The following is a 15,701-nucleotide window of genomic DNA, read 5'->3' on the forward strand; positions in this document are numbered from 1 at the left end:
ATGGACAATAGCCACAAGCTACTTAAGATAATAGATAATTATCAAAATAGTAGAAAATATGTAATTCCACTTGTAGCGAGTGAGAATTTTTCATCTGAATTCGTTCGTAATCTTTTACAAACAGACCTTGGTAATAGATATTTCATAATTCCTAGCGGAGCGAAGAGGCGTATGTGGGATTATCCTAATCAAAAATTCATAAAACCATTAATAGAATATACTCGAAATCTTTGTTTCAAAATATTTGGAGGAAAGTACGTTAGTCTCTCAGCCTTATCTGGTAATCAGTGTGTTATAGGAATTATCCTGGGGCTTGCAAAGCCTGGTAATACTGTTATTGGAATTAATGCGAAGCAAGGTGGACACTGGGCGTTGAAGGAATTTTCAAAAAGAGTCGGAGTTAAAACCTGCAATATTCCCTTTGACCCAAAGTCATGCATGATTGATCTTTACCGGCTTTCAAAGCTCGTGAAAAATACTAAACCTAGTTTTGTAATGTTAGATTCAAGCCATACACTTTTTATTCATCAGGTAAATGAAATTAAGGATGCCATAAAAATTAAAGTTCCAATTTTCTACGACATTTCACACATCATGGGTCTTGTGGGTGGAGGTGCAATCCCGAATCCACTTGAACTGGGTGCGGCCTGTATACACGGTAGTACGCATAAGACCCTTTTCGGACCACAGAAAGGACTACTAATTTTTTCAAAGGGATACAAAAACGAGTTTGAATCTGTAGAGGATTCTATCCATCCCATTCTCTCATCGAACATACATCTTCACCATATTGCTGCGTTAGCAGGTTCTTTGCTTGAGCTAAACACATTTGGTCACGTATACTCCTTCAGGGCAATAGAAAATGCGCGAATGATTGGAGAGATTTTGCACTTTTCAGGAATAAATGTTGCTTTCCCTGAACGTAACTTCACTGAAACTCATCAAATATGGATCCCGCTTGGTTCTAAAACAAGAACTAGAACGATTTTCAATAGACTTCAATCTGTAGGGATACTTGTAAATTGTGTCCAACTTCCATTTAATTTAGGAACAGGTCTCAGAATTGGAACAGGCGAAATTACAAGAATGGGTTACAATGCAGAAGATGTAAAATTTATAGCAAGTTTGATTGTTGATGTAATTCAGAATAAAAAGAGATTGCAATTCATCAAGTTATCTGTTTCTCAGATAGCGCAAGAGCGTACAAACATTGAGTATACATTCAATGACGCGGATAGTCTTTTTAACAGAAAATAAAAATAATTTGAGGTTAAATGTGCATTTATATTTTGAATCAAACAATACATTTCAAGAAACAATTCTTCTTCTTCATGGTTGGGCTGGATCAAAGGCAATTTGGAAATATCATACACCTAGACTTGCATCTAAATGGAAGGTCGTTGAGGTTGATTTATGGGGCCACGGTGACTCTTTACCACCTAGTTCTTATCTCACACCTCCTATTATTTCTGATGATATTCTAAATGTTTTAGATAAAGTAGGAAGCCCCGATTGTTACATTATTGCTCACAGCATGGGATGTGCAATAGCTTTATCGTTAGCACTTCATTCGCCAAAAAGGGTAAAGGGTTTAATTCTAATTGAGGGTATATACCCAATTCCAGAAATGTTTGCTTCGAAAGGTCGTCCGATAGACGATAATAATAGAAGACAAATCTTTGAGCAAATGTTATATCCTCACGCTAATGAAACATGGGCAGTTAATCTCATTAATGAAATGATGATTGTACCAACCGATGTACTTGAGAAGTACAATGAATTTCTTCGAATAGATAGAGTAGCAATGCTGAAGAAAACCTCATGCCCATACCAGATAATTTCACGAGAGAACTATAGAGGTAAACATCTTCAAGCACAACTATGGGGAAATCTCGGTCTCGATGAATCATCTGTACTATCAGTGCAGGGAACGAGTACTCATTTTGTTCTGCAGGAAAACCCATTGGCAACAAATCAAACTCTTCAACAAGCAGTATATACACTCAAGAAAAAAGCAGATATGCTTCTTAAAATTTCAGTTGAATCTTTCTTTTCTGCTCAAGCAGAACAATACTTCTCTAGTCCAATGCATGCTACCGAAAGGTTAGATGAGTTAGTTGATTTACTAGAACTTACAGGAAAAGAGAAAGTCATTGACCTTGGTTGTGGGGCGGGCCATACAACTTTTGCTGTCGCTCCCTATGCTAAAGAAGTACTGGCTTATGATTTTAGCAAGAAGATGCTACAAATTGTTGAACGGGAAATTCTAAATCGAAAACTATCTAACGTAACTACTATACTAGGAGATGTTCAATCACTTACTTACCCTAATTCAACATTTGATAGATTGACATCCCGAATCGCAGCACATCATTTTCCAGATCTTGAAAAATTTATTATGGAGTCTGCGAGAGTTCTAAAGAATAATGGTATTATGGTGATTGTTGACAATACGGCACCAAATTCTTCAGACTTATATTTATTTACTGATGGGATTGAAAAACTTAAGGATTCCTCACACTTCCATTTGTACCCCGAGACAACATGGCGAATATTACTCAGTGCTGCAGGATTTAAATTGGGCTATTTTCGTTATTATAAAGCACGACATATATTTTCTGAATGGGCAGCAGTTGCAAACATCGAGACGGATACGCTCCGAGAAATTGAGAGGCAACTCCTCAACGCAAATGAGAAAATAAAAAGTTATTTTCAGATAGAGATAGAAGAAGGCAAAGTAAAAAGTTTTTGCATTGATAGACTCACACTGCAAGCTAGAATACAAAAATAAAAGCTAAACAAAACTAACAACTATGGATTCTTCAAAACTTTTCAATACAAACGTACTCCTGATCGCGGTTTCAGCGCTGGTGTTTATCATATTCCTTCTGTTATCATATCTTTTTCCAAGAAAAAGGTATGAGCGTTTGCATACTTTATTCATACATTTGGCATTTACTTGTATTCCAGCATTTTTAATAGGGGTAGTTGACAGAGTTTACTTATTAGAATATTTTCTTGAGGATACAGAGACACTAATCAAATCCAGAATTGTTGAACCATTTGGAATATATACAGGTAATCTCGATAAATACGGTCTCAAAGCGATGGGACCGCCACTTGATTTTAACAAAATATTCAATGATATGGAACCTGGTGGTACATTACTAATTCTTGACACAGTAATTCCAGACATTCATAAAACCTTTCCAAGTATGCGGAGTGCCTTTGACAGGGGTGTTAAAATAAAAATTTTGGTTTCACATCCAGACGCGACAATCACAAAACTACGAGCGGAAGAAATAGGTCCGGAATGGGATTATAATAAAAGCTTTCGCCCAGCAATATATGGATACATAAGCCATTTTCAAGCAATTGTAGCAGAAGATAAGAAGAAGCGAACTGAACTTCTCGAAATACGTTATTATGAGGATTTGCCTGGCATGCCAATGTATATCTTAGACAATCCTGGTGATAACAACGATTATCTCCATCATGGTTATTTTTTATCTAGTGCATCAGTCGAGCTACCTGATGTTGAATTCACGAGAACTAATACGGGCGTTTTCATAGCTTTTCTTGAGTACTTCAATGAAAAATGGGAACGTAACAAAGAAAATAAGATTGACCTTGTAAAGTTCTCTGGACCGGGAAGTCTACCCACTCCAAAATTTTGAAAACAGTAATTTCTATATTGCCATTTTCATCTGGTTCCCGCGCCCCCAGTCAGTTATCAGCGTGGGACTGTAACCTCAAACGCTCCGCGTCCAACAATATCTTCATGGCAACGTCTCGCTTCTAAAAACTTTTCTCTTGGGTGTCACTTTCCACACCGTAAAGGTTCGTTCACCTCGTTCCCACGCTCCCAATCAGTTATCAGCGTGGGAATGTAACATCAGACGCTCCGCCTGCCTGCCGCAGGCATGGCGTTCAACAATATCTTCATGGTTATATCTCGCTTCTAACATCTTTTGGTTTTCACACCGGCGGGAAGTACATATTCAAATAGAACAAGCGCCCAACATTGCAATTCCTTAGAAAAAAAAGTATTTTCTTTCTGTGAATTTTTGAAACAAATCAAAGAGAAAACCATGCAAACTGCACATGCTTATTACGATGGTCATACAATTCGACTTGACGAACCGATGAGTTTGAAAAAGAATGACAAATTAGTTGTTACGGTAATTTCAAATCAGCAAGAGGAACTCATTCAAGATGATTATGAATTAGCGTGCTTGAATGATGTAGAAAGTGATGATTTTCTGAGTAAAGAAGATATTCAGTATTACTTAACTCTTCAATAATGGAACTCCATTACGGTTGTATTTATTTAGTCAACTTTGACCCATGCATCGGGAGAGAGTATCGAAAAGTACGTCCGGCTTTGGTAGTTCAATCCGATGTACTGACAACAGTTTCACCGTTAGTAACCGTGATGCCAATATCAACAAAAATAGAGCGCAAAGAAGTATACGATATTTTGTTGGTGAAAGATGATATCAACCGTTAGCTTATAGATTCAATAATCAAGACATATCAACTATCATCATTTGATAAAAGAAGATTTATCCATTATATCGGTAAAGCACAACCGATGGTGATGGCAGAAGTTCAACGATACATTCGTCAGCATTTCGGTGTATAAGTTCGCCTAGTACTAACGCCGGAGCGTAGAACGAGAGTTAATTTTCCCTTAGGTGTCACGGTACACACCGTGACGCGAACGTTTATCTCGGAATGGTCTCATGCCAAAGGTTTACAACTCGTACCTACGGTATCATAGATAGAGCAGACAGGCGTGGCCTTTCAGTATAGGGGGGAACGACTGAAAATGAACTATTGAAAATTGAAGTTGAAATTTGTACCTTACAACTGCAAAAACGAAAGACAACTATGCAACAAACAATTACAGCAATGTACGATGGAGAGGTTTTACGTCCCGATGAGCCGGTGCGTTTGCAACCGAACTCCCACTACCGTATTACCATAGAGGAGACAAAAGAAAAAGCAAACGGTCAAAATCTTTGGGAGTTCTTAAAAAGAACTACCGGAACAATTGAGGGACCAAAAGATTGGTCGGCAGAACACGACCATTATTTGTATGGAGTCTCTAAACGGCGTGAAGAAAAAGAATGAGTAACGACCGCTTCTTTCTTGATACTGCGTATATAGTTGCTTTGTTAAATCCGCGAGATGAATTCCACCGAAAAGCGGAAGAGCTCTTCTCTCGTGTTGAATCAGCCAAGGAAGTATGGATTACAGAAGCTGTATTGACGGAGGTAGGAAACGCATTATCCCGGAAAGACCGTCCCGTTGCGGTAACGTTTATCAATAGTTGTTATCTCACGGTCAACCTGAATGTTGTTTCAGTAGATAGAACTCTCTTCCATCGTGCAGTAAAATATTATGACTCGCACCGAGATAAGGATTGGGGATTAACGGATTGCATTTCTTTTGTTGTGACGAAAGATGAAGATTTGACGGACGCGTTAACTTCTGATGAACACTTTCGTCAGGCGGGATTTACACCACTCTTGTTAAACACATAACCACCACAAGACGCTGGTTCCCTTGGGTGTCACGGTCCACAATGTGGCACGAATGCGAAGGTCACGGAGTGGTCTCATGCCAAAGGTTTACAACTCGTACCTACGGTATCGTAGATTGAGCAGACAGGCGTGACTTCCCAGCAAAAACCCCGCCTCTGGTAGGTGTGAAAAAGTATAGTAAACATTTAGTGTAATTGCGTCATTGCCGATTTGATAATCGGCTACTACTTTCTTACCACTCATTGCCAAGAATATTTTGTATGTAACTTCATTTCAATATATTTGTGCAAATTTAACACAACAGTAAACTAACGGTATTATGAACTACAAAACGAATGTTGTAATCGAAAAAGATGATTATGGTTATTATGCCTACTGTCCCGGCTTATCAGGATGTCAGACTCAAGGTGAAACACTTGAAGAAGTAATGGCAAATATCAAGGAAGCAATCGAATTATATTTAGAGACGCTTGACAGCGAAGAACGAAGTACGGTATTGAGCAAAGAGATACTGACAACGTCTCTTGAGGTGGCTGTTGTCTAAACAGTTACGACTAACTGCGAAGGAGGCAGAGAAAATTCTTTATGACGCAGGTTTCGAATTGTTACGAGTAAAAGGAAGTCATCATATCTACATAAAGAATTCAGTCAGAATTGTACTCCCGTTTCATGGAGTAAAAATTCTTCATCCAAAAATTGTGAAACAAGTTTTGGAAGCAGTTGCTAAAGTTCAGAATTATTGAATATGGTTATCATCTCGATCCCTCAATCCTAAATCGTCAATTGTCAATCATAAGGCAAATTGTTTTCCTTCCCCCTTTTTTCTATATTTTCACAGCAATTTTCAAAGAAACGACTGAATGGAAATACTTCAACAAACACATCGCGCTCCTGAGATTTACGGAGATTTTTGGTTTAACTCCGACCCTATTCCGCTGACGGCATTGCGTGGTCAGGTGGTGTGTATTCATTTTTGGGATTACACTTCTCAGGCGTGCATGAACACGCTTCCGTATGTGAAGGAATGGTATCGTCGCTACGCTGATAAAAATTTGGTCGTCATCGGAGTGCACACGCCGGAGTTTCCATTCGCCGCCGACCCGTTCGAGGTACGCAAGGCAATTGAGAAATTTCGTCTCAATTATCCCGTCGTGCTTGATAGAGACCATTCTATCGGTAATTCATTTCGTTTCCGAACGTACCCTACTTGTTTATTGATTGACAAATATGGATTCATTCGATATGTTCAGGAAGGAGTCGGTGCGTATAAAGATTTAGAGAAGGCAATTCAGGCGCTTGTAACAGAATCGGGTTACCGCGCAGAGTTGCCTGAGATAATGGCTCCCCTTCGTGATGAGGATAAGCATGGGGCAATCTCCTATAAAACCACACCGGAAATACTTGCGGGCTTTCAGCATCGCTCAATTGGAAACGTCGAGGGATTTGTCCCGCAATGCACCACCTATTTTGAAGACCCGGGATTTTATCTCGAAGGAAGATTGTACTTGCAAGGCAACTGGTACGCCCACAGAGAATTTTTGAAGTTGGACGATAGCGAAGGGGATGAGGGGGGAGTCATGGTACAATATCAAGCGAAAGAAGTGAACGCCGTGTTGAAGCCGGAAGGGGAAAAAAACTTTCAAGTGTTTGTTGCTCAGGATGGAAACTTCTTAACGTTGCTGAACAAAGGCGAAGACATCCGGATTGATGAGGAGGGAAGAAGTTTTGTATTAGTGAACGAGCCGAAACTCTACAACCTTGTGAAGAACAAAACGTTCGGTGAACATAAACTCAAACTCACTTCCCGCTCGAATGGCTTGGCGTTGTATTCGTTCTCGTTCGTATCGAGCGTGATACCGGAGATGATTTCGAACAACTGATGAGATATTCAGTGTTCGACCACTTACGATATAGTAAAATTCAGGAAACAATTCTGCTACGTTCATAAACTTAACCACAAAGGTCACAAAGAATTTTCACAAAGTTCACAGAGATGGAATCTTTTCTTTGAGTTCTTTGTGAAGACTTTGTGCGCTTTGTGGTAAATCGCTATAACGTTACAGGCAGATTCCACATGAAACAAAAACAATAATCCTGAAACATAAGCCTTAGCATGAAACAATTCATAGATATTCTAAAAGAAAAAGTTCTCGTCTTCGACGGCGCTACCGGAACGCACCTGCAAGGACAGAACTTAACTGCAGATGATTTCGGCGGTGAGCATCTTAACGGATGCAATGAGTATCTTGTTATTTCAAAACCGTCCGCTGTGGAGAATGTTCATGCAGATTATCTCGATGCCGGTTGCGATGTGATTGAAACGGATACGTTTGGAGGAACGTCCATTGTTTTGGCAGAATACAATTTAACCGAGCGTGCTTATGAGTTGAATTTCAAAGCGGCGCAAATTGCAAAACGGGTTGCGACGGACTTTTCATCAAACAATCATCAACGGTTTGTCTGCGGTTCGCTCGGACCGACCACAAAACTTCCTTCGCTTGGTCATATCAAATTCAAAGAGATGGCTGAGTCGTTTAAGATTCAGGCAAAAGGATTGGTTGAAGGGGGCGTTGATTTGCTTTCCGTCGAGACGTGTCAGGATATTCTTCAAACAAAAGCCGCGTTGTACGGCATCTTCGAATATTTTGAAGAAACTCGAACACGAGTTCCGGTTATTGTATCCATTACGATTGAAACCATGGGAACGATGTTGCTGGGAACCGAGATTGCAGCGGCATTGACTTCTCTCGAACCGTTCGATGTAGATGTAATTGGGATGAACTGCGCAACGGGACCGAAAGAAATGTCGGAGAATGTCCGATATCTTTGCTCGAACAGTCCTAAGCCGATTCTTGTTATGCCGAATGCGGGATTGCCGGAAAATGTTGGTGGAAGAGCGCACTATCATTTGTCGCCGGAAGATTTTACACATTATTTATCTCACTTTGTAAAAGATTTGGGAGTGAACATCGTCGGCGGTTGTTGCGGCACAACGAAGGAACATATTCGCCAACTTGTGAAGGCAGTTGGAAATCTCGCGCCAACAAAACGGAATTGGAGTTTCACACCGAGTGTGTCGAGTTTGTATCAATCTATTCCGCTTCAGATTGATAATCCTCCCTTGTTTGTTGGTGAACGAACGAACGCGAACGGAAGCAAGCAATTCCGCGACCTTCTTGCAAAAGAAGATTGGGAAGGAATTGTTGGAATGGGTAAAGATGCGGCAAGAGAAGGCTCGCACATGGTTGATGTTTGCGCGGCGTATGTCGGGAGAAATGAAACAAGCGACATGCACGAAATCATTACTCGATTCAACACACAAGTAACTCTTCCAATTGTCATTGATTCAACTGAATCGCCGGTGATTGAAGAAGCGTTGCAACTCATTGCAGGGAAATCAATTATCAACTCCATCAATCTTGAAGACGGAGAAGAGAGAATCAATAAGATTGTTCCGTTGTGTAAAAAGTACGGCGCGGCGGTTATCGCTCTCACGATTGATGAGCAGGGAATGGCAAAAACGGCGGAACATAAACTTGCTATTGCCAAACGAATATATGATTTGGTAGTAAATAAATACAAGATGAAACCGCACGACCTTATTTTCGATACGCTGACGTTTACACTTGGTTCCGGTGATGAAGAGTTCAGACGGGCAGGAATTGAAACGATTAAAGCAATCAAACTCATCAAGAAAGAATTTCCTGAAGTCAAAACACTTCTTGGAGTCAGTAATATTTCTTTTGGATTGTCACCACATGCACGACATGCAATCAATAGCGTGTTTCTGCATTATGCAGTTGAGGCAGGATTGGATTTAGCAATCGTTCATGCAGCGAAGATAATGCCTCTGTTCAAACTTGATGAGAAGGCGAGAGAACTTTGTCGTCAGTTGATTTTTGATGAACGCAAGTTTGAGACGATTGACGGAACCGTGAAATGTGTTTACGACCCGCTCACTGAATTGATGGCACACTTTGCTTCACAAAAAGGAGAGAAGAAGGAAGCCAAAGTACAGTCGGGAACTGTTGAAGAGCGATTGAAGAACAGGATTATTGACGGCGATAAAGTTGGCTTGCAGAAAGATTTGGATGAAGCCCTGAAAACATATCCCCCGTTGGAAATCATCAACAATATTTTGCTTGATGGAATGAAGACCGTTGGTGAATTATTCGGAAGCGGACAAATGCAATTGCCGTTTGTTCTTCAATCTGCTGAGGTAATGAAGTCTGCCGTCGCGCATCTTGAGCAATTCATGGATAAAGCAGATTCAACATCAAAGGGAACGATGGTGATTGCAACGGTGAAGGGAGACGTCCACGACATCGGAAAGAATTTGGTTGATATTATTCTGACAAACAACGGTTACAAAGTTGTCAATCTCGGAATCAAATGTTCGATTGAGACAATGCTTCATGCTGTAGAAGAACACAATGCCGATGCAATCGGAATGAGCGGTTTGTTGGTGAAATCAACGCTCATCATGAAAGAAAATCTTGAAGTGATGAACGAGCAGAATGTTACTATTCCTGTCGTGCTTGGCGGCGCCGCGCTAACGCGTAGATATGTCGAACAGGATTTGAAGCCGGTTTACAAAGGCAAACTTTCTTATGCGAACGATGCGTTCGATGGATTACATTTTATGGAAGAACTTGCTTCAAACAAAGCAAGTGGAATTCCAATCGAACAAAGTGAAATAGTTTCCGAACTTGAAACTGACGAGGAAGAAACTCTAACAGGATTGGAAGCGAAGATTGCATTGTCATTGAAATCGGATGAAGTACAAATACTCTCTTCAATCAAACCGGCAGAGCAAATACCAACGCCGCCTTTTTGGGGAACAAAAGTCATCGAAGATATTTCGCTTGATGAAGTATTCAAGTACATCAATGAAGTTGCTCTCTTTCGCGGGCAATGGCAGGTGAGGAAGGGGAAGATGGCTCCATCCGAATACGAGAGATTGTTGGAGGAGAAAATCTACCCTGAGTTAGAGAAGTTAAAGTTAAAAGTAAAAAGTGAAAAGTTATTACAACCGAAGGTTGTGTATGGCTATTTTCCTTGTTACTCCGATGGAAATGATTTGATTGTTTGCCACAACGATGAAGTAATCCGCAATCCGAAATCCCTGCCCGCCGCTTCGCTTTGGCAGGCGGGTGAAATCCGAAATCTTCGCTTCACGTATCCTCGTCAATCCAAAGACCGCCACCTTTGTATTTCTGATTTCTTCGCTCCGAAAGACTCAGGTAAAGTTGATGTAGTTGTTTTTCATTTAGTAACGATGGGGAACGTTGCATCGGAGTATGCACAGGAATTGTTCAAATCAAACAATTACAAAGATTATCTCTACTTTCATGGATTGAGTGTCGAAGCTACTGAAGCGTTGGCGGAGATGTGGCATAAAAGAATCAGAGAGGAACTTAAGATTGCACAGAACGATTCTCCTGAGATGAAGAAACTGTTCAGTCAGAAATATCAAGGTTCACGATACAGTTTTGGCTATCCTGCCTGTCCGAATCTCGAAGACCATGTAAAGTTGTTTGAATTACTGAAACCTGAGCGAATCGGTGTTGAATTAACGGAGGAATTTCAACTTGTTCCTGAACAGAGTACGGATGCGATTATTGTGCATCATCCGGAGGCGAGGTATTTTAATATCTGATGGTTTGGATTACAAAATAAAACTATGTACTTGCCTAATGCTGAAAACGTAGTAATTGCAAAGAAGAAAATTACTGAGTACCTTCTTTCTGATGTTCATCCGATAGGAAGAACGAAAGCAAATTACCTTAAACGATTTGGTTTTGAATTACAACGATGGGAAATACTAAGAGAAGCATTGCGAAAACTTGTGGTGGAGTTTGAAGTTTCTTCTGTCCAATCATCTCCACATGGGACACGTTATGTGATTGATGGGAACATACAAACGCCCGATGGACGTAATCCTCTCATTAGGACAATCTGGGTGATTGACAAAGAAAAAATAAACCCTCACTTTGTTACAGCATTTCCACTATAATTTAAATAAGGAATGAATATGCTAAATGAACTTGATACAGTCGTATTGACTACCGATGTACCTGAGCATCATCTTCAAAAAGGAGATGTCGGTATCATCGTCCACTCGTACACAAACTCTGACGGTTATGAAGTAGAATTTGTAACGCTTGGAGGTGAGACGATTGCCGTTCTGACTCTTTCATCTACGCAGATTCGTGTTGCTGACAAACGTGCGATTCCACATGTCAGGATGGTTGCATAACTATGTTGTTACAACCCACTAAATTTTATTGGATATTTTCCCCCTTTTTGCTATACTTACGCCCGAATGAATGAAGAGCAATTCAAGCGTGGAATTGATGAGTTTAATAATCACATGTTCTTTGAATGTCACGACACGCTTGAGGATTTATGGCACGAAACACGAGGTCATGACCGGTTGTTTCTTCAAGGATTGATTCAAATTTCTGTCGGCTTCTATCACTTCCTGAACAAAAATTTCAAAGGTGCGCATAGCCAATGGACGAAAGCGCAACAAAAATTAGAACAGTACCGTCCGCATCATCGAACTCTCGACGTGGATTCTGTGATGAATGAAATTCCAAAATGGCTTACGCTCGCAGGCAAAGGTTTAGAAGGAGAGAGAGTCGAAGTTGACGAAACACAAATACCGAAATTACTTTACCACTGAACAATAACTAAAGGACCTTTTATGGCAACAATGATAACCGAAGAATGTATCAATTGCGGCGCGTGTGAACCCGAATGTCCGAACACTGCAATCTACGCAGGCGGAGCACAGTACGAGTTCAACGGACAAATGTTTGATGCACTCTCAAACGATTTCTACTACATCGTTCCTGAAAAATGTACGGAATGTGTAGGTCACTTTGATCAGGAACAATGCGCGGCGGTATGTCCCGTTGATTGCTGTGTCCCTGACCCGAATCATGTCGAAAGTGAAGAACTACTTTTTGACAGAGCAAAACAAATTCACCCTGATAGAGCATTCAATGATTTGAGTGAAACAAACTCTCACTTCAGGAAGAACGCTTAACTCTCGACTGATGTTTGATTTGAGGTCGGTTGGTTCATTCCTTCCGACCTCTTTTTATTTACTGTTGTATATCGGTTAGAGGTTATTGGTTTGAGTTTTGGTTATTTTTGATTGAACAAATATGATGATTGGTAACTACGAATTATATCAAATAGAAACCGGACGATTTGCGCTCGATGGAGGCGCAATGTTCGGCATTATTCCCAAACCATTGTGGAGTAAAACGAATCCACCTGACGAGCGAAACAGAATTACACTTGCCGCCCGAGCATTATTGTTGATTGGCAATGGTCGAAAAATACTTATTGATAATGGAAACGGCTCGAAGTTCACCGAGAAACAGGTTGATATTTACCGACTTGATATGACTCAGTTTGAGTTGAACAAATCATTGCAAGAAATCGGATTGACTGCGGATGACATCACGGATGTAATTCTTACGCATCTCCATTTTGACCACGCTGGAGGTTCGACAGTAAAAGAGAACGGCGTGCTTCGACCGACTTTCAGAAATGCCAAGTATTATGTTCAGAAGGCGCATTGGGAACAGGCGATGAATCCAACCGAACGAGACAAAGGAAGTTTTATGTACGATGACTTCATGCCTCTCAAAGAGCATGGAGTACTTGAGTTTGTTGATGGAGAAGTTGAGTTATTTCCCAACATCCAAATGGTTGTGGTGAACGGACATACAGCCGCTCAACAATTACCGAAAATCTCTGACGGGAACTCGACTTTGTTACATTGTTGTGATTTGTTTCCAACAACGGCGCATGTTCCGTTGCCATATATCATGGCGTATGATTTACGTCCGTTGGTAACGCTCGAAGAACGAAAGAAGATTTTGAAACAAGCAACAGAGGAACATTGGCTCCTCTTTTTTGAGCATGACCCGAATACTGTTGCCGGAACGGTCAAATTGACGGATAAAGGTTACTCATTCGATAAAGTAGTTGATTTCAAATAATGAGTATGTGTTGGAATACGGAAAACCGTTTTTGCGAGGGGTGGAGCAGGGTACTCTCAATCCCGCATTCTGTTCCACTTTCAAAAATTAGATTGCTTCGCTTCGCTCGCAATGACAATTTCATGGTGAATCGTTTTTGATTTTTCTGCATCAAACTACAAGATGATGGATGCAATCACTTAAAAACATTATCAAGGAGAAAGCGTTCGAACTTGGTTTTTGCAAGGTTGGCATTGCACCGATTACACGACTTGATGCAGAATCATTACAGTTACAGGAGTGGTTAAGTCGAGGTTATCACGCATCCATGTCGTGGATGGAACGGGGATTTGAAAAGCGAATTGACCCTACACTGATTCTTCCTGAAGCGAAGTCAATGCTTTGCGTAGCAATGAATTACTACACTCCTGTTCAACATTCATCGAACATTGAATCAGGGAAAATTTCGCGCTATGCTTGGGGAGATGATTATCATGAGATTATTCAAAAACGATTGGAAACGTTGCTTGAATTCATCAAACAGCAAAAGCTGGAAACTGTTGGGAAGGTCTATGTTGATACAGGTCCGGTCATGGACAAAGTGTGGGCGCAACGGGCAGGAATCGGTTGGGAAGGGAAACACACGAATGTTATTTCACAGGAATATGGTTCGTGGCTGTTTCTTGGTGAAATCATCCTGAATATTGAATTCGAGTACGATTTTCCTACAACTGACCATTGCGGTGATTGTACACTCTGTATCGAAGCATGTCCGACAGATGCAATCGTTGAACCGTATGTTGTGGATGCAAACAAATGTATTTCGTATTTGACTATTGAGCATAGGAGTGAGATTGCAAAGGAGTTAGGTGAGAAGTTTGACAAATGGATTTACGGTTGCGACATCTGTCAGGATGTTTGTCCTTGGAATCACAAGTTCGGACAAGAAACTGAAATGCAAGAATTTTCTCCAAGAGAATTCAATCAAGCGCCTTTGTTGGAGGAACTTGCATCAATTACACAAGAAGAATTTTCAAAACGATTTCATCGTAGTCCTGTTAAGCGAACGAAAGTTCAGGGGCTTAGACGAAACGCACAAGTTATTTTAGATACAATGAAACAGAAAGAAAAGGAAAATACATGAACTCGAACAATCATTACAAAGTAATTATTATCGGCTCAGGTCCGGCAGGATTGACTGCCGCGCTTTACACAGGACGAGCAAATCTTAACCCGCTTGTCTTTGAAGGACATCAGCCCGGTGGACAACTTACGATTACGACAGAAGTCGAAAACTATCCCGGATTTCCTGAAGGGATTCTCGGTCCTGAATTGATGGATTTATTCAGAAAACAGGCGCAACGGTTTAATGCCAAGACGCTCTTTCAGGATGTTACCAAAGTGGATTTCTCTCAGAGTCCGTTCAAAGTTTGGTCTGATACGGAAGAATACACTGCTGACTCAGTTATCATTTCGACAGGAGCATCAGCAAAATTGTTGAACATCGAATCAGAAAAGAAATTTATGGGCTACGGAGTTTCTGCCTGTGCGACATGCGACGGATTCTTTTTCAGAGGATTGGAAGTAGCAATCGTCGGCGGCGGTGATACAGCGCTGGAGGAAGCTAATTATTTAACACGGTTCGCTTCAAAAGTACATGTCATTCATCGAAGGGACCAACTTCGTGCATCAAAGATTATGCAGGAACGGGCAATGGCAAATCCGAAAATTTCTTTCATTTGGAACTCGGCAGTTGAGGAAGTGCTTGGAAAAGAGGAAAACGGGAGAAAATCAGTTACAGGTGTTCGTCTAAAAAATCTCAAGACAGGTGGCGTTAATGAAATGAAACTGGATGGCTTGTTTGTCGCAATCGGACATCAACCAAATGTATCGCTGTTCAAGGGACAGATTGAAATGGATGAAAAGGAATACATTAAAGTGAAGTCGGGTTCAACTGCGACAAATATTCCCGGAGTATTTGCGGCAGGTGATGTAGCAGATTCTGTTTATCGTCAAGCTGTTACAGCGGCAGGTTCAGGTTGCGCCGCGGCGATAGATACCGAACGGTATTTGGAAACTTTGCACCTGTAAGAATTTTTAGTTTGTAGTTTTGGGTTTTTAGTTTTGGTTTGAAGTTTCCTGTTTCCTGTTT

Annotated in this window: 19 protein-coding genes; all 19 read left to right on the plus strand. The window is 40.8% G+C overall.

From position 1 onward, the window contains the following. The 19 genes from HY960_01595 to trxB all read left to right on the plus strand — a co-directional run bounded on the left by HY960_01595 (position 1) and on the right by trxB (position 15,640). Positions 1-1,257, plus strand: a complete 1,257-nt coding sequence (locus HY960_01595; protein MBI5214426.1) for a hypothetical protein — start codon at positions 1-3, stop codon at positions 1,255-1,257. Further along, positions 1,226-2,791, plus strand: coding sequence for an alpha/beta fold hydrolase (locus HY960_01600; GenBank protein ID MBI5214427.1), 1,566 nt, complete (start codon positions 1,226-1,228; stop codon positions 2,789-2,791). Before HY960_01595 ends, HY960_01600 begins: the two co-directional genes overlap by 32 nt. A 22-nt stretch (positions 2,792-2,813) precedes the next feature. After that, positions 2,814-3,677 (plus strand): hypothetical protein, encoded by an 864-nt coding sequence (locus HY960_01605; protein ID MBI5214428.1) that lies wholly within the window; start codon positions 2,814-2,816, stop codon positions 3,675-3,677. Positions 3,678-4,091: 414 nt separating this feature from the next. Beyond that, complete coding sequence (locus HY960_01610) at positions 4,092-4,304, plus strand: hypothetical protein (protein ID MBI5214429.1); 213 nt, start codon at positions 4,092-4,094, stop codon at positions 4,302-4,304. Next, the gene (locus tag HY960_01615; GenBank protein MBI5214430.1) at positions 4,304-4,510 is read left to right on the plus strand and encodes a type II toxin-antitoxin system PemK/MazF family toxin; all 207 of its coding nucleotides are present in this window, start codon (positions 4,304-4,306) and stop codon (positions 4,508-4,510) included. Before HY960_01610 ends, HY960_01615 begins: the two co-directional genes overlap by 1 nt. 3 nt (positions 4,511-4,513) lie before the next feature. Then, on the plus strand, positions 4,514-4,645 hold the full coding sequence (locus HY960_01620) for a type II toxin-antitoxin system PemK/MazF family toxin (protein ID MBI5214431.1): 132 nt from the start codon (positions 4,514-4,516) through the stop codon (positions 4,643-4,645). A 248-nt stretch (positions 4,646-4,893) separates the two neighbouring features. Beyond that, entirely contained in the window at positions 4,894-5,136 is a 243-nt protein-coding gene (locus HY960_01625; GenBank protein ID MBI5214432.1) for an antitoxin family protein, read from the plus strand. After that, the gene (locus HY960_01630; GenBank protein ID MBI5214433.1) at positions 5,133-5,549 is read left to right on the plus strand and encodes a type II toxin-antitoxin system VapC family toxin; all 417 of its coding nucleotides are present in this window, start codon (positions 5,133-5,135) and stop codon (positions 5,547-5,549) included. Before HY960_01625 ends, HY960_01630 begins: the two co-directional genes overlap by 4 nt. Positions 5,550-5,868: 319 nt before the next feature. After that, entirely contained in the window at positions 5,869-6,093 is a 225-nt protein-coding gene (locus HY960_01635; GenBank protein MBI5214434.1) for a type II toxin-antitoxin system HicB family antitoxin, read from the plus strand. After that, complete coding sequence (locus HY960_01640) at positions 6,086-6,292, plus strand: type II toxin-antitoxin system HicA family toxin (GenBank protein ID MBI5214435.1); 207 nt, start codon at positions 6,086-6,088, stop codon at positions 6,290-6,292. The genes HY960_01635 and HY960_01640 overlap by 8 nt, the downstream gene beginning before the upstream one ends. Positions 6,293-6,409: 117 nt before the next feature. Continuing rightward, positions 6,410-7,429, plus strand: coding sequence for a redoxin domain-containing protein (locus HY960_01645; protein ID MBI5214436.1), 1,020 nt, complete (start codon positions 6,410-6,412; stop codon positions 7,427-7,429). A gap of 233 nt (positions 7,430-7,662) precedes the next feature. After that, on the plus strand, positions 7,663-11,208 hold the full coding sequence (gene metH / locus HY960_01650) for a methionine synthase (protein MBI5214437.1): 3,546 nt from the start codon (positions 7,663-7,665) through the stop codon (positions 11,206-11,208). A gap of 24 nt (positions 11,209-11,232) precedes the next feature. Then, entirely contained in the window at positions 11,233-11,565 is a 333-nt protein-coding gene (locus HY960_01655; GenBank protein ID MBI5214438.1) for a hypothetical protein, read from the plus strand. 18 nt (positions 11,566-11,583) lie between these two features. Then, a complete protein-coding gene (locus tag HY960_01660; GenBank protein ID MBI5214439.1) occupies positions 11,584-11,808 on the plus strand; it encodes a DUF4926 domain-containing protein in 225 nt (74 codons plus the stop codon). 66 nt (positions 11,809-11,874) lie between these two features. Continuing rightward, entirely contained in the window at positions 11,875-12,237 is a 363-nt protein-coding gene (locus HY960_01665; GenBank protein MBI5214440.1) for a DUF309 domain-containing protein, read from the plus strand. A 21-nt stretch (positions 12,238-12,258) separates the two neighbouring features. Next, a complete protein-coding gene (locus HY960_01670) occupies positions 12,259-12,603 on the plus strand; it encodes a 4Fe-4S dicluster domain-containing protein (protein MBI5214441.1) in 345 nt (114 codons plus the stop codon). A gap of 121 nt (positions 12,604-12,724) precedes the next feature. Further along, on the plus strand, positions 12,725-13,570 hold the full coding sequence (locus HY960_01675) for an MBL fold metallo-hydrolase (protein MBI5214442.1): 846 nt from the start codon (positions 12,725-12,727) through the stop codon (positions 13,568-13,570). 169 nt (positions 13,571-13,739) lie between these two features. Beyond that, positions 13,740-14,693, plus strand: a complete 954-nt coding sequence (gene queG / locus HY960_01680) for a tRNA epoxyqueuosine(34) reductase QueG (protein ID MBI5214443.1) — start codon at positions 13,740-13,742, stop codon at positions 14,691-14,693. Beyond that, positions 14,690-15,640 carry a thioredoxin-disulfide reductase gene (gene trxB, locus HY960_01685; protein ID MBI5214444.1) on the plus strand — a complete coding sequence of 317 codons (951 nt, stop codon included), beginning with the start codon at positions 14,690-14,692 and terminating at the stop codon, positions 15,638-15,640. Before queG ends, trxB begins: the two co-directional genes overlap by 4 nt. Positions 15,641-15,701 lie beyond the last annotated feature (61 nt).

The sequence above is a fragment of the Ignavibacteriota bacterium genome (assembly GCA_016212665.1).
In the GTDB taxonomy this organism is placed as follows: domain Bacteria; phylum Bacteroidota; class Ignavibacteria; order UBA10030; family SZUA-254; genus FW602-bin19.

What these genes read in the sequence shown, in the direction of transcription:
- HY960_01595 (MBI5214426.1), top strand. Translation starts at nt 1, where the DNA reads ATGGACAATAGCCACAAGCTACTTAAGATAATAGATAATTATCAAAAT.
- HY960_01600 (MBI5214427.1), top strand. Translation starts at nt 1,226, where the DNA reads ATGACGCGGATAGTCTTTTTAACAGAAAATAAAAATAATTTGAGGTTA.
- HY960_01605 (MBI5214428.1), top strand. Translation starts at nt 2,814, where the DNA reads ATGGATTCTTCAAAACTTTTCAATACAAACGTACTCCTGATCGCGGTT.
- HY960_01610 (MBI5214429.1), top strand. Translation starts at nt 4,092, where the DNA reads ATGCAAACTGCACATGCTTATTACGATGGTCATACAATTCGACTTGAC.
- HY960_01615 (MBI5214430.1), top strand. Translation starts at nt 4,304, where the DNA reads ATGGAACTCCATTACGGTTGTATTTATTTAGTCAACTTTGACCCATGC.
- HY960_01625 (MBI5214432.1), top strand. Translation starts at nt 4,894, where the DNA reads ATGCAACAAACAATTACAGCAATGTACGATGGAGAGGTTTTACGTCCC.
- HY960_01630 (MBI5214433.1), top strand. Translation starts at nt 5,133, where the DNA reads ATGAGTAACGACCGCTTCTTTCTTGATACTGCGTATATAGTTGCTTTG.
- HY960_01635 (MBI5214434.1), top strand. Translation starts at nt 5,869, where the DNA reads ATGAACTACAAAACGAATGTTGTAATCGAAAAAGATGATTATGGTTAT.
- HY960_01645 (MBI5214436.1), top strand. Translation starts at nt 6,410, where the DNA reads ATGGAAATACTTCAACAAACACATCGCGCTCCTGAGATTTACGGAGAT.
- metH (MBI5214437.1), top strand. Translation starts at nt 7,663, where the DNA reads ATGAAACAATTCATAGATATTCTAAAAGAAAAAGTTCTCGTCTTCGAC.
- HY960_01655 (MBI5214438.1), top strand. Translation starts at nt 11,233, where the DNA reads ATGTACTTGCCTAATGCTGAAAACGTAGTAATTGCAAAGAAGAAAATT.
- HY960_01660 (MBI5214439.1), top strand. Translation starts at nt 11,584, where the DNA reads ATGCTAAATGAACTTGATACAGTCGTATTGACTACCGATGTACCTGAG.
- HY960_01665 (MBI5214440.1), top strand. Translation starts at nt 11,875, where the DNA reads ATGAATGAAGAGCAATTCAAGCGTGGAATTGATGAGTTTAATAATCAC.
- HY960_01670 (MBI5214441.1), top strand. Translation starts at nt 12,259, where the DNA reads ATGGCAACAATGATAACCGAAGAATGTATCAATTGCGGCGCGTGTGAA.
- HY960_01675 (MBI5214442.1), top strand. Translation starts at nt 12,725, where the DNA reads ATGATGATTGGTAACTACGAATTATATCAAATAGAAACCGGACGATTT.
- queG (MBI5214443.1), top strand. Translation starts at nt 13,740, where the DNA reads ATGCAATCACTTAAAAACATTATCAAGGAGAAAGCGTTCGAACTTGGT.
- trxB (MBI5214444.1), top strand. Translation starts at nt 14,690, where the DNA reads ATGAACTCGAACAATCATTACAAAGTAATTATTATCGGCTCAGGTCCG.